We start from the raw sequence: 13683 nt of genomic DNA, 5'->3' as shown, positions 1-13683 counted from the left end.
CTCATGAATCAGTCCCCCTCTCTCTCTCAGGATTCCTCCACGACAACGAAGAATTTTCCCTCATCCTCCGGCCAGATGTTTCAGGATTATTTTTCATTCCCTCGCGAAAGCAGTTATAAAAAGCGCGATCTGATGGATGCACGGGCGCGAAGAATATTCGAGAATACGGCGCTGGCCTGTTCGATCGATGCGTATCCCTTTCAGGCTCCTTTGAGCACGCGATCTGGTCCGCTGGTAGAGATGGATGGTCACCGGATGCTGATGCTATCGTCCTATGACTATCTGGGATTGATTGGCGACCCCAGGGTGGATGAAGCGGCAACCGCTGCTATACGGCAGTATGGGACCGGAACGGGGGGCGTCCGTTTATTGACCGGCACGCTGGATCTTCACCGGGAGTTGGAAGAAGAGCTGGCAAGATTCAAGGGGACAGAGGCGGCGATCACTTTTACCTCAGGCTATGCAGCAAATTTAGCCGTAATCAGCGCGCTGTTTGGACCGGCCGATCGAATCATTGCCGATGCCTTATCGCACCGCAGTCTTATGGACGCCTGCCGTTTGGCAGGGGTTCAGGTTCAGACCTTCGCTCATAATGATCCGGCGTCCCTGCGGCATCAACTGGAGAATGGGCCAGAGGCTAACCGTACTCTGATCGTCTCCGATGGAGTGTTTTCAATGGATGGCGATATTGGCTGCCTCCCAGACCTGATTGCACTAAAGAAGGAGTTCGATTGCTTTTTGCTGGTGGATGAGTCTCATGCGAGCGGTGTGCTAGGCAAACATGGCAGAGGTACAGATGAGCACTTCGGTGTGCCGACAGAAGATGTCGATATATGGACCGGGTCGTTGGCCAAGGCAGTCCCTGCCAGCGGCGGATTTGTGGCGGTTTCGCAGCGGCTGTCCATCTTTCTGCAACATGCTTCGGCCCCGTTTATTTTTTCAGGCGCCATGGCTCCTCCTGCTGCAGCGGCCGCCTGCGAGACATTGAAGATTCTGCGAGAGGAGCCGGAACGGGTCTCGTGTCTACATGCAAATGCAGTGCTGCTTCGCGAGGGGCTTCAGAGCCTTGGGTATGACACGGGGCTGTCGCAGACGGCGGTGATTCCCGTGATGCTGCACGATGATGCAAAGACAGCCTTGTTTGCAAGGAAGTTGCGCAATTACGGAATCCTAGTTTCTCCGGTGTTGTTTCCTGCAGTGGCGCAGGGTGCGGCTCGTCTAAGGCTGTGTGTGACGGCGGCTCATACCCGTGAGCATCTCCATTTTGCGCTTGATGTCTTTGAGAAGATGCGGAGCCTGTAAGTGCCTGTCCTGGTGACGGGCGCAAGTGGATTTTTGGGCGGCCGACTGACAGAGATTCTAATAAGCGAGGGGGAGCGGGTGACTGTATTGGCCCGCTCGACCTCTGATCTCAGCCATCTTTCCGAATCTTCTCCAGATCGTCTGCGTATCGTTCGTGGTGGTTTAACCGACTACGAATCGCTTCTGGAGGCTATGCGGGATGTGACGCATGTCTTTCATTGCGCGGCGGCATCAACGGACTGGGCTCCGATAGAGGTTTACCTCGAGAGCAATGTTCGGGGGACGGAGATGTTGTTAGCCGCAGCGCGGAAGCAGAGTCAACTCCAGCGGTTTCTACATGTCAGCACGACAGACGTCTATGGGTACCCTATTGTTCCATGTACCGAGACAGGGGAGGTTCGGGATGCAGGACTGCCTTATAACTGGACGAAGATCTGGGCTGAGGAGGCAGTGTGGCGAGCCTCTCGGGCTGGCCTGCCGGTAACCATCGTTAGGCCGGCGACGATCTATGGGCCCAGAGGGAAGGCGTTTGTTACAGACATTGCAGATCTGCTGAAGAGCAGACAAATGGCGCATATCGACGGAGGGCGGGCCACAGGAGGCTTCCTGTACGTCGATAATGCTGTGTCTGCGATGATTGCCGCAGCCCAGAGCGCAGACGCGGAGGGCCAAGCCTACAACCTTGCGGACGGCACCGGAGCTACCTGGAAGAGATATGTGGCGACACTGGCAGAGGGGTTGGGGCGAAGGCCGCCGTGGATTGATCTGCCGTATGGGGTGGCAATGGCGATTGCAGGCGCGATGGAGGCTCCGTACCACTGGATAAAGGCGCTGCCAGGGCGTCCTATGCTCACGCGTCATGCAGTTCTTCTGCTGGCGAGGGAACAGGAATTTCCGAGTGACAAGGCTCGAGCAGAATTTGGCTTTGCCCCGCAGGTTTCTTTTGAGGAGGGTGTCGCCCGTTCGGTGGATTGGCTGAAGAGCCGGGAGCGTATCTCTAAGGCAGCGATTTGAAGGCGAGCGTGGCGTTTAACCCGCCAAAGGCGAAGGAATTTGAAAGGCAGGCCTCTACCGTGGCTGCCCGGGCCTGATTGGGAATAATATCCAGATCGCAGGCTGGGTCGGGAGTGAGGAAGTTGGCGGTGGGAGGAAGAATGCCATGCTTGAGACTGAGGATGCTGGCTACAGCCTCAAGGGCCCCAGCAGCTCCAAGGGCGTGCCCGTGCATAGATTTTGTAGAGCTGACAGCAAGCTTATCGGCGTGCGCTCCGAAAGCATCGCGAATGGCTGTGGTCTCAATGCGGTCGTTGGCCTCTGTGGCTGTCCCGTGGGCGTTTATGTAGCCGATCTGCTCATGGGTGAGATTGGCGTCGCGAAGCGCCAGCCTCATTGCGCGAGCAGGTCCCTTGGCAACTGGCTGCGTAATGTGGCCAGCATCGGCTGACATGCCGAAACCTACTACTTCGGCCAAAGGGCATGCGCCACGGGCAAGGGCGGCTTCCAGCGATTCCAGCACAAGCATGGCAGCGCCTTCCCCCAGAATCAGGCCGCTCCGCTCGGCAGAGAAGGGACGGCAGGTGTCCTTGCTGATGACGCGCATGGCCTCCCACGCCTTGAGACCGCCAAGGAAGAAAGGAGCTTCGCTGCCACCTGCGATGGCAAGAGGAGCAACGCCGGAGCGTACCAGCCAGAAGGCATGGCCGATAGCATGGGCCGAAGAGGCGCAGGCGGTTGAGAGGTTGTAGGCCGGTCCTTCAATGCCGAACTGCATGGAGATATGACTGGTGCCGGCATTGCTCATTCCAAGCGGAATCGTATAGGGGTGGACGCGGCTCTTGCCGTTATGGAAGAGCTCCCAGTAGCCAGCCTCCTCTGTACCGCGACCTCCCAGGCAGGAGCCGGTGACGACGGCTGCAGTTTCGCGCAGATCAGGGGTCCATTCGATGCCTGCTGCGGCGACGGCTTCGCGGGCAGCCAATACGGCAAACTGAGCGAAACGATCCATGACATCGATGTCTCTGGCTGCGAAGTTATCTTCGGGGACGTAATTGCGGACCTGTGCGGCGTTCTTGAAGCGGATTTGAGAGATGTCGACATTAACCATCTCTTGAATGCCGGAAACGCCTGAAATCAGGGATTGCCAGAAGCTGGGTGTATTGTTGCCAAGGGCGCTGATGACGCCGGTTCCCGTAACGACTACACGATGCATGATTACTCGCTGGGCGAAGAAGATGCCTTCGCCTGAAGAAGCTGAGTGATACCTTCAATCATCTCGTGAATGTTCTGGATGTGCTTGGCATCTTCATCGTTGATCTCGATGTCGAACTCGCTTTCGAGGCCAAAGAGGATGTTGAGACGGTCGAGGGAGTCGATTTCCAGCGATTCAAAGCTACTGTCGGGGTGCACATTCTCGATGGGAATGCGTTTGGTGGTCGCGATGACCTTTAAAACCCGATCCTGAATGGTATGGTCTGTCACTTCAGCGATGATCCTTGGCACCAATTAAGTGGTGTGAACTGGTTTTGCAGAGCCAATTCTACCTTGACTTTGGGAAGGTTGATACTGCGAAGGCATCCAAGGCTGGACCGAAGGAGGGGATAAAAGCAGATTCTTGATCAGGTTTGTTCGATAAGGACGTACCAAGATATGCTCATATCCTTGCAAAAACAGCCGAAGAGCATCTCTTATAGATGGCTGCCACCGCTATTTTTCACTTTGGAACGCGTTGCGGACTTAGAGCTGCCTGCCTTACCCGGCAGTTTGTGCAGTGGGGAGCCGGTTGCGAGATGGTCGCGCAATTTGCGTGATCTTTCCTGGTTGCGGCTGTTAAGCAGCAAATCTCGTGCGTCATTCAGATGGTCAGCCATGAGGCGTTCGGCAAGCTCAGGATTGCGCTGTTCGATGGCATTTAAGATGGGTTGGTGAAAATGCAGAGTATGTTCGAGCTCGACGAGCTGCGAAGTTACCATAATCATGTTCAGCATGGCGCGGTGAATTGTATGAAAAAGCCGACCGGCGAGACGATTTCCGGAAGCCTGAAAGATAGCACGATGAAAGAGGATATCTGACGCAACTAGCCGGACACGATCTTGCTTGCTGTGTTCGAGGTCGGTGATGGACTGCTTCAAGAGTGCAATATGCTGTGACGTGGCGCGCTCGGCGGCTTTGGCAGCCAGAGCAGGTTCCATCATCAGCCGCATCTCGGTCAGCTCTTGGAGCGACGTGTCGTCCAGCAGGAACAAGAACTCCATGGGGACCGCCAGAACAGAAGAGGCATCTTTGTTCAGATAGCTGCCGTCCCCAACCTTCTGTGTGATGACGCCCATAATCTCCAATACTTTAAGAGCTTGACGCAGGGACGAGCGCGCGACTCCAAAGCTCGCGGCAAGTTCCCGTTCCGATGGCAGCTTTGTTCCGGGGGACAGCACTCCATCACTCAGCAGTTGCTGAAAACGCAGAATGAGGAGGTGAGTGACATCCTCCTTATTGCTGAGGATATGTTCGCTATCGTCAATTGGAGACTTACGTCGTCCATTCATTCCTCAAATAATCCGTATCATTGCGAGCTTTGTCAAATTTGAATCTATAGAAGTCGCAACCATCGGTACGACCGTTTTAGGGGAAATATGAATTTATTATTGCGGACGGTAGCAATGATTTTAATCCCACTTTCCTCAATAGAGCGCTGCAATTACTGATTTATTTGAAGACCGCAAGATCGCCCTCAAATTTTTTGTTTGACATGATCTTCATTTTGGTACTACCTTTGCACTCGTTCAAAAAATAGTCTCCCGCTATGGATGTGGAGAAAATATACGAGGTCGCACATGAGAAAGATCGATAGCCACGTCAGAATGGGCCTGATAGCAACATCCTTTGCAATTCTTATCAGCGTTTCAGCGGCGATGGCACAGGTCGAAACGGGCCGATTTGTGGGGCGTATCACCGATCCTCAGGGGGCGCTTGTTCCGAACGCCGCTGTCAAGGCGACTAACCTTGGAACTAATATTGTGCAGACCGCTACCACCAATGCCGATGGCGAATATGTAATCACTCCCGTGCAGGCTGGAGTCTATAACCTGACAGTGACAGCCAAAGGCTTTTCTGTCGTTAGCACCTCAAACGTCGAGGTTCAGGTTGGACAGGTGGTTCGAGAGGATCTTGCTCTCCAACTGGGTTCTGAGAATACTACGATTGATGTGACGGTCGAAACGCCGCTGCTCAGTACGGATACAGCAACGATCGGTACGGTAATCAGCAATCATCAATTGACCAGCCTGCCGCTTAATGGCCGTGGATTTTTCCGCCTGGCAGAGTTGACTCCTGGAGCTGCCCTTTTGCCGCCGACCGGTAACTCATTGGCAATCCGGCCCGAGGTTGTCGACGGAAATACGATCAGCGGCATTCGCGGAAGTGCTATCTCGTTTCTGTTGGATGGCGTGGATGTGAGTGAGCAGCATCAGGGGGGCACATTCATCCAGACTTCGATTGACGCATTGCAGGAGTTCAGTGTGCAGCAGAGTCCCTATTCTGCGGAGTACAACCGTGGGGGTGCGTTCTTCAACGCCACTACCAAATCCGGCACAAATAAGTTTCATGGCGGCGTATTCGAATTTATCCGTAATGACAAGTTGGATGCTCGCAACTTCTTCTCAACGACGCGCGCTATCTTGAAGCGTAATCAATTTGGAGGTGCCATCGGCGGTCCGTTATCCATTCCACACCTGTATAGCGGGAAGGATAAAACATTCTTCTTCCTCGATTATGAAGCCCAGAGGCTTCGGCAGGGCTTAGTTGTTAACAGCACAGTGCCGACAGATGCAGAGCGAAATGGCGACTTCAGCGCACCGGGGTTGAAGCCGATCTATGATCCGTTGACGACGGTAACGAATGGTACAACCATTACGCGGCAGCAGATCAGTTGCAATGGGGTGCTCAATGTAATCTGTCCATCGCGAATTCCAAGCCAAGCAGCAGCTGTGTTGGCTTACATTCCGCATGCAAACACTGGCGCGACAAACTTCGAAGCCGTTCCATCTCAGGCAATTGATTGGGACCAGTTCACCATACGGATCGATCATCAAATTAGCAGCTCCAATCACCTCTTCGGCCGTTGGGTGTACGTCAATAATCGAGAGGTGGATCCCAATGCCGCTCCGCTGCTGAAGACTGCATCACTGACTTCAAATGGTCAGGACATCGCGGTAGGCCTCATTACAAATATTGGAGCCAATAAGGTACAGGACTTTCGCGTGCACTACCTTCCCAGCCATGTGCGGCTTGCTGCGTTTTTGCAGGGACCTGACTTCAATGGGTTGAACGGCATTGCAGGATTTAGTGGGCTGTTGCGGCCTGGAACGGGAGGATCGTTTCCGGACTATTCCTTCAGCGGGTATAGCGCTCTGCAGGGATCGGCCTTTGATCAGCGTCCGAAGTCTCAGGATCGCACGGTCTTTGAACCTACAGACACATTTACGATCCTGAAGGGAAAGCACTCTTTGAAGTTTGGCGTATTAGTGCGCTATTACCAGTGGATTGGTTATGACAGCTCAAACTACGCCGGCATCTTCAACTTCACCGGAATCGAAACACAGAATCCTACTGCAACTCCGTCTCATACTACCGGCGGTGATGCGTTTGCAGACTTTCTGCTGGGATATCCTGCTTCTGTGGCTCGAGCCTATCCAGGAGCTAACTTTGGCGGACAGCGCTGGTATCACCAGTATTTTGCTCAGGACGATATTCGAGTAAATGATCGCTTAACTGTGAATGTTGGCCTACGATACGAGTACTCCCCATGGCTGAATGGATATAAAGGGCAGCTAGGTACATTCGATGCATCGCAGGCCAAGCCGATCATCGTTGAAAGTCATACCGATAAAGTGGATCTATCTTCGCAATATGCTGCTCCTGCCGCGTATCAATTTTTTGGTCAATATATTCAGACCAGCAGCCAGGCAGGACTTCCTTATTCAATTACGTACACAGACAGAACCCAGTTCGGTCCGCGGATTGGATTTGCATGGCGTCCACTTGGAAACAATACAGTTGTTCGCGGAGGCTTCGGCATCTTCTACGAGCCTGAAGGTACCGGAGGCCGCGTGAATCGTAATATCTTGCCATTCTTGCTATCGGAGACAGTCAACCAGACGCAGAATATAGTCCCAACGCGTACGACTGCAAACTTCTTCCTCGGTTCGCAGCTTGGTTCAGCAACCGCTAATCCATCGCTTCTACCGACATTGACCCATCTAAAGGTAGGATCGAACCAGCACTACAGCTTCGGTGTGCAGCAACAACTTACTCCCAAGACAGTATTTGACATTGCATATGTAGGAAATCATGGGGTTCATCTGCAGAGCACAGATGACTTCAACGATCCATCCCCCGGCCCCGGCGGAGTGCAGGCGCGACGCCCATACCAGCCATGGGGAACCATTACCTACCAGTCTCAGGATCTTGGAACAACATATCAATCATTGCAGACGAAGATCGAACATCGTGCCGGTAACGGTTTGACAGGGTTGATCTCCTATACGTGGTCTAAGTTCATGCAGTCGAATCAATCGTCTGCAGTTGGTGGCAATCTCGGATATGAGAGAACTTATTCTCCCTTCAATACTCCTCAGAATTTGGCGATCAGTGGCACGTACGAACTGCCAATAGGGAGAGGACGGAAGTATATGGGGAACAGCAACCGACTTATTGACGCTACGTTAGGTGGATGGCAGGTGCAGACAATCATCGTTCTGCGGAGCGGGACTCCATATACGCCAGTGGTTTCATCGGACCGAGCAAATACCGGTGTCGGATCGCAGCGGCCGAATCTCAATCCTGCGGGTGGATCGCCGACATTTCATCGATCGTTGACGAGTTGGTTCGACAAGACAAAATACGTTGTAGCTCCGCAATATACCTATGGACAGGTTCTCGCCAACACGCTTCAATCCGACGCTTTCCGCCAATACGATGCCTCAATTTTCAAGGACTTTGCGATGCCCGGGGAGTCTACTCTCTCGTTCCGTGCAGAGTTCTTCAACTTGCCAAATACGACCAGCTTTAATGCCCCAAGCTCGACGATTGATGCTTCATCCTGCTGCACCATTACCTCCACTTCCATTCCTTCGCGTGATATCCAGTTCGCGTTGAAGTACAACTTTTAGACGAAGAGGCTAACGACCCATGCATAAACTTGCAATGACCTTGCTCTGTGCTGCTGCTATTCAGGCTGCGGCGCAGGCACCATCAACAAACCCGGTATCGATTCAAGTGAATCTTGCAAAGCCCGTGGGAGCCTATACACCTATCTATCGTTGGTTCGGATATGACGAGTCGAATTACACAACAATGAAGTACGGTAAGCAGTTGTTGGGAGAGTTGCACGATCTCAGCCCGGAGCCTGTATACATTCGAGCGCATCACCTGTTGACTTCAGGCAATGGAGTTGCCGAGTTGAAGTGGAGCTCTTCCAATGTATTTACCGTGGACGCCAACGGAAAGCCTGTATATGACTTTACGATCACAGATAAAACCTTCGACGAATTCCAAAGAGCAGGAGTTCGTCCAGTAGTTGAATTGGGCTTCATGCCGAAAGATCTTGCCACGAAAATTCCGGGAGTTGATGAATACCAGGTCCGCTATCCGAAAAGCACTATCTCGGGCGCATCTAATAATCCACCTCGAGATTATGCGCTTTGGGGAGAGTTGGTGCGGCGGTATACAGAGCACCTTGTTCAGCGCTATGGAAAGAGCGAGGTAAGTTCGTGGTACTTCGAGGTCTGGAATGAGCCTGATATCGCCTATTGGCACGGCACTCCCGAGGAGTACTACAAGTTATATGACTATGCTGTGGATGGCGTCCGAAAGGCTCTGCCGAATGCTATCGTAGGTGGCCCGGCGAGCACGGGACCAGCTTCTGAAAAAGCATCAGTATTTTTGAATAATTTTCTCAAACATTGTCTAAACGATAAAAGTGCAGCGGACGGAAAGGCGATTCCGCTCGATTTTATTTCATTTCATCCCAAAGGCCGTCCGACAGTTGTTGATGGACATGTGCAGATGGGATTAGCAAATGAATTAAACGCTGCAGCAAAGGGTTTCAGTATTGTAGCGAGCTATCCGAAGTATGCCCATCTTCCTATCATTCTCAGTGAAGCCGATCCTGAAGGATGTGCCGCTTGCTCGATGAAGGTCAATCCAGCCAATGCTTATCGCAATGGACCGTTGTATCCGGCATATACAGCCACTGCAATTAAATCGTTATTTGATCTGCGGGATCAGTACAAAGTCGACCTGATTGCCATGTTGTCATGGGCATTTGAGTTCGAAGGCAAGGAATACTTTGAAGGCTTCCGTACGCTGTCGACAAATGGAATCGACAAACCGATTCTCAATGTCTTCCGTATGGCTGGGTTGATGTCGGGTGAACGAGTCAGTACAAACAGCACCGGGCAGATACCCTTGAAGGACATTCTCAGCTCCGGAGTGAGAAATGCCGACGATGTTGACGCTTTAGCAACCAAAGGCGACCGCGAGGCTGCGGTCATGATCTGGGACTACCATGATGATGATGTCCCAGCTGTCGGTGCTCAAGTGCAGGTAACGATCTCAGGGATTCCATCGAATATAAAAAGAGTGCTATTGCAGCACTATAGGATTGATGAGACGCATAGCAATTCCTACCATGTCTGGAAGGCGATGGGATCGCCACAGGAGCCGACGCAAGCACAATATGCCCGATTGAAAGAAGCTGGTCAGTTAGAGCTTCTGAGTTCTCCGAAATGGCTGAATGTGGCTGATGGTAAGGTGACAATTGCTACTGAGCTTCCTCGCCAGGCTACTTCATTGCTGCATTTGAAATGGTGATGATGTGGCGATATCAGTAGGGAGCGTCAAGGAGCACAGACTCATAGAAGTGCAATGGTACTTTGTCGCGATGGTCACAGCGGCAATTGCCATCAGCTACTTCGATCGGCAAACGCTGCCGGTTGCCATTTCTGCGATTCAGCGGACAATACCGCTCAGTGACCAGCAATTTTCGTGGCTTCAGTTTGCATTTCTAATTCCTTACGCATTGTTGTACGCGGCAGGTGGAAGGATGCTCGATCTACTGGGAACACGCCGCGGATTTCTGCTCATTATGCTTTGGTGGTCGGTTGCATGTGCGCTACATGGATTGGCTACGGACTTTACTGTTTTGTTAGGTGCTCGCTGCCTATTGGGCATGGGAGAGGGGGGAGCTTTTCCTGCAGCAACGAGGGTAGTTGCAGAGTGGATTCCCTTGAATCAGCGTTCTACCGCCATGGGAATCATTAATGCTGGGACGGCTGTGGGATCGGTGTTGGCTCCGCCTTTGATCGGAATTGTGTTGCTTACAAGTGGATGGCGGATGGTCTTCTTTGTGTCAGGTGCGATTGGCTTGGCCTGGGTCATATGGTGGTGGGCTAGCTATCACGGGAGTAACGATGCTTCTATCGCTACCCTCGATGCAAGATTGATTGCACAGCAAATGTCATTTCTAGAGATAGTTGGAATGCGTAAGGTAAAGATACTGGTATTTGCCAAATTCATGAGCGACTCCGCATGGTACTTCTATCTCTTCTGGCTACCTAAATATCTGTATGACATGCGTGGGTTCGATATCAAGCACGTTAGTTACTATGCATGGATTCCGTATGCTGCTTCAGGCGTAGGAAGCTTTTTGGGGGGCTGGCTATCAAGCGTACTGCTGGCGAAGGGGAGGTCTCTCGACTTCTCACGAAAGTTTGTTCTGGGCGTCAGCGCACTTTTTATGCCAGTTGTTATGTTTGTTCCGCACGTTCCTGTGGGATGGGCTCTGCTACTGTTCAGTATTGCGTTTTTCTGTCAGCAATCATGGTCAGGACTCATTATGACATTGCCGGCGGATATCTTTCCTTTGTCGGCAGTTGGAACTGTGTCTGGCCTCGTTGGCTTTGGCGGCGCTATCGGCGGCGCTGTCTTTAGCGTGATCGCCGGTTTCCTATTAGGCCATGGCTTTGGGTATGGAATGTTGTTTTGTATTGTTGGAACTTTTCACATCATTGGATTTCTTGCCATCCTGTTTTTGGAAGGCAAGGTGCAGCCGCTTCGTGCTCCAGATTTGCTAACAAGAAACAGCTAATGACGAGGACTATAGAGAGTCAGCCATGAAGATTACAGAAGTACGCACACGAGTCGTTCAATGGGAAGGCAAAACCACTCCACTTCCTCCCCATTTTTGTACCAACCCGATGGATCTGGTGATGTTTCGCGAAGCTTCCATGGAAAATTTTGCATTTCATGAGTGGGTGCTCGTCGAAGTATTTACTGATGCGGGATTAGTTGGACTAGGTAATGCCGCTCTGTCGCCTCTTGTCACCAAATCCTGCATCGACAATTATCTAAGACCTCTTTTAATCGGGGCAGACCCTTGGGACGCAGAGTACCTCTGGCAGCAGATGTATCGTCGGACGATGGCCTTCGGACGAAAAGGAATCGGAATGACAGCTATCAGCGCAGTTGATATCGCCCTGTGGGACCTAATGGGCAAATCGGCGAAGCAGCCTGTCTATCGATTACTAGGGGGACGCACAAAGAAAAAAATTCCCGTCTATGCCAGCCGTCTTTATAGTATGCCCCTGAACGAACTCCGCATTGAGGCACAACGGTACAAAGACCAGGGATACAAAGCAATGAAATTGCGTTTCGGGTGGGGACCAGTTGATGGCGCTGAAGGGATGCAGCGCAACATCGAGTTGTTGCGTACGATACGTGAGGTCGTTGGCGATGGCATCGATTTAATGGCCGATGCTTATATGGGGTGGACGCTCGATTATGCCAAACGCATGTTGCCGTTGTTGGAACCATTCCATCTTCGATGGCTGGAGGAGCCTGTTATTCCTGATGATACACGTGGGTACAAAGAACTAAAGTCCCATGGACATGTGCCCATTGCTGGTGGTGAGCATGAGTTCACGATCTTCGGCTTCCGTGACCTGCTGGAAGCAAATGCACTGGACTATATTCAGTTCGACACAAACCGTGTTGGCGGTATCAGTCAGGCTCGTAAAATTTCTGCACTCGCAGAGTCGTTTCAGATACCAGTGGTTCCGCATGCAGGGCAGATGCACAACTACCACGTTGTGATGGCCAGCCTCAACTCTCCAATGGCAGAGTTCTTTCCTCAGGTTGATGTTGAAGTCGGCAACGAACTTTTCTGGTACATCTTCGATGGCGAACCCACTCCGGTTGATGGCTACATTAATCTCGACGAAAACGTTGCGGGCTTGGGGCTTACTGTCAACGAGAAGTCTCTGAAGCGCTTCAAGATAATTGAGTAAGGCAGGTAAATCATGATTCATCTTGTTCAGATCAGAAATGGTTCTTCTCGGCGAGTGGCATTGGTTGAAGAGCCGAACCTGCGCTGTTTAATAGGGATACACAGTGTTTATGAGTTGGTACAGCAATACCTCCCCGGTGGCAGTCATTTGAGCGAAAAGGTATTTGCATTAGCACATGGGGAGGTGCTGCCGTATGACCTAATCTATGCTGGCAAATCAGAGTGGCATCTAATGCCTCCGATCGATGTTCCTGACATGCCTTCTCGTCTGATGATCTCTGGCACCGGGCTGACACATCTGGGAAGTGCAAAAGAGCGACAGGCAATGCATGCCGTCAGTACTTCGAAGGTTTCTGAAGTGATGACGGACAGCATGCGAATGTTTCAGTGGGGAGTGGAGGGAGGACGGCCCTCTAATGGCGAGATAGGAGTTGCGCCAGAGTGGTTCTATAAAGGGGACGGTTCAATATTGAAAGCGCCTTTTGCTCCTCTTACAATACCCACCTATGCAGAGGATGGAGGTGAGGAGGCAGAATTGGCAGGCGTCTACATCATTGGAGAAGACGGCCAGCCTTATCGTGTCGGATTTACGACAGGCAACGAGTTTTCCGATCATCGTTTTGAAAAGCGCAACTATCTGAATCTGGCAGGATCGAAGCTTCGAAACTGCAGTTTGGGGCCGGAGCTAATAGTCGGTGGTGACTTTCAATCGATTGCTGGAGAGGTTCACATTGAGCGCGAAGCAAAAATAATCTGGGCGAAGACAATCGCTACAGGTGAAGAGAATATGTGCCACAGCTTGGCCAATATGGAACATCATCACTTTAAATTTGAAGCACATCGCCAGCCGGGAGATGTGCACGTGCACTTCTTTGGAGCCCATTCACTTAGTTTCGGTGACGACATTGTGCTCGAAGATGGAGACTGGATGGCGGTTCGCTATGAAGGCTTCGGAAGAGCTCTGCGCAATCCTATTCGGGTAGAGAGAGCAGATAAGAAGTTGGTGACGGTGTATCCGCTCGTTTAGGTAGGAGCAAAGGAGA

The 13683-nt window shown here is 51.9% G+C and carries 10 protein-coding genes; 7 read left to right on the top strand and 3 right to left on the bottom strand.

Annotation, left to right across the window (positions count from 1 at the left end):
• Positions 1–3: 3 nt before the first annotated feature.
• Entirely contained in the window at positions 4–1302 is a 1299-nt protein-coding gene (locus IEW09_RS00410; protein WP_188552209.1) for an aminotransferase class I/II-fold pyridoxal phosphate-dependent enzyme, read from the top strand.
• Entirely contained in the window at positions 1303–2316 is a 1014-nt protein-coding gene (locus tag IEW09_RS00405; protein WP_188552208.1) for an NAD-dependent epimerase/dehydratase family protein, read from the top strand.
• Here IEW09_RS00405 and IEW09_RS00400 read toward each other — a convergent pair.
• The 3 genes from IEW09_RS00400 to IEW09_RS00390 form a co-directional block, all read right to left on the bottom strand.
• Entirely contained in the window at positions 2300–3511 is a 1212-nt protein-coding gene (locus IEW09_RS00400) for a beta-ketoacyl-[acyl-carrier-protein] synthase family protein (RefSeq protein ID WP_188552207.1), read from the bottom strand. The genes IEW09_RS00405 and IEW09_RS00400 overlap by 17 nt on opposite strands.
• Before the next feature lie 2 nt (positions 3512–3513).
• Positions 3514–3780, bottom strand: a complete 267-nt coding sequence (locus IEW09_RS00395; protein WP_188552206.1) for an acyl carrier protein — start codon at positions 3778–3780, stop codon at positions 3514–3516.
• Positions 3781–3986: 206 nt separating this feature from the next.
• On the bottom strand, positions 3987–4841 hold the full coding sequence (locus IEW09_RS00390; RefSeq protein WP_188552205.1) for a FadR/GntR family transcriptional regulator: 855 nt from the start codon (positions 4839–4841) through the stop codon (positions 3987–3989).
• A gap of 288 nt (positions 4842–5129) precedes the next feature.
• On the opposite strand from IEW09_RS00390, the gene IEW09_RS00385 reads away from it, so the two are divergent.
• The 5 genes from IEW09_RS00385 to araD1 are packed head-to-tail and all read left to right on the top strand — an operon-like array spanning position 5130 to position 13667.
• Entirely contained in the window at positions 5130–8465 is a 3336-nt protein-coding gene (locus tag IEW09_RS00385) for a TonB-dependent receptor (protein ID WP_229738972.1), read from the top strand.
• Positions 8466–8484: 19 nt separating this feature from the next.
• Positions 8485–10167 carry a GH39 family glycosyl hydrolase gene (locus IEW09_RS00380; protein WP_188552204.1) on the top strand — a complete coding sequence of 561 codons (1683 nt, stop codon included), beginning with the start codon at positions 8485–8487 and terminating at the stop codon, positions 10165–10167.
• A gap of 4 nt (positions 10168–10171) precedes the next feature.
• Complete coding sequence (locus tag IEW09_RS00375) at positions 10172–11443, top strand: MFS transporter (protein WP_229738971.1); 1272 nt, start codon at positions 10172–10174, stop codon at positions 11441–11443.
• Positions 11444–11468: 25 nt separating this feature from the next.
• Positions 11469–12641: an L-rhamnonate dehydratase gene (locus tag IEW09_RS00370; protein WP_188552203.1), complete on the top strand. Its 1173-nt coding sequence runs from the start codon at positions 11469–11471 to the stop codon at positions 12639–12641.
• A 12-nt stretch (positions 12642–12653) separates the two neighbouring features.
• A complete protein-coding gene (gene araD1 / locus IEW09_RS00365) occupies positions 12654–13667 on the top strand; it encodes an AraD1 family protein (RefSeq protein WP_188552202.1) in 1014 nt (337 codons plus the stop codon).
• Positions 13668–13683 lie beyond the last annotated feature (16 nt).

Origin of the sequence: Edaphobacter dinghuensis (genome assembly GCF_014640335.1) — a bacterium.
In the GTDB taxonomy this organism is placed as follows: Bacteria; Acidobacteriota; Terriglobia; order Terriglobales; family Acidobacteriaceae; genus Edaphobacter; species Edaphobacter dinghuensis.
The sequence above is the reverse complement of the archived record's forward strand: the minus strand, read 5'-3'. Positions and strand labels throughout refer to the sequence as shown.

Excerpts from the sequence above, each read along its gene's own strand:
- IEW09_RS00370 (WP_188552203.1), top strand. The coding sequence starts at position 11,469 with ATGAAGATTACAGAAGTACGCACACGAGTCGTTCAATGGGAAGGCAAA.
- IEW09_RS00400 (WP_188552207.1), bottom strand. The coding sequence starts at position 3,511 with ATGCATCGTGTAGTCGTTACGGGAACCGGCGTCATCAGCGCCCTTGGC.
- IEW09_RS00380 (WP_188552204.1), top strand. The coding sequence starts at position 8,485 with ATGCATAAACTTGCAATGACCTTGCTCTGTGCTGCTGCTATTCAGGCT.
- IEW09_RS00390 (WP_188552205.1), bottom strand. The coding sequence starts at position 4,841 with ATGAATGGACGACGTAAGTCTCCAATTGACGATAGCGAACATATCCTC.
- araD1 (WP_188552202.1), top strand. The coding sequence starts at position 12,654 with ATGATTCATCTTGTTCAGATCAGAAATGGTTCTTCTCGGCGAGTGGCA.
- IEW09_RS00410 (WP_188552209.1), top strand. The coding sequence starts at position 4 with ATGAATCAGTCCCCCTCTCTCTCTCAGGATTCCTCCACGACAACGAAG.
- IEW09_RS00385 (WP_229738972.1), top strand. The coding sequence starts at position 5,130 with ATGAGAAAGATCGATAGCCACGTCAGAATGGGCCTGATAGCAACATCC.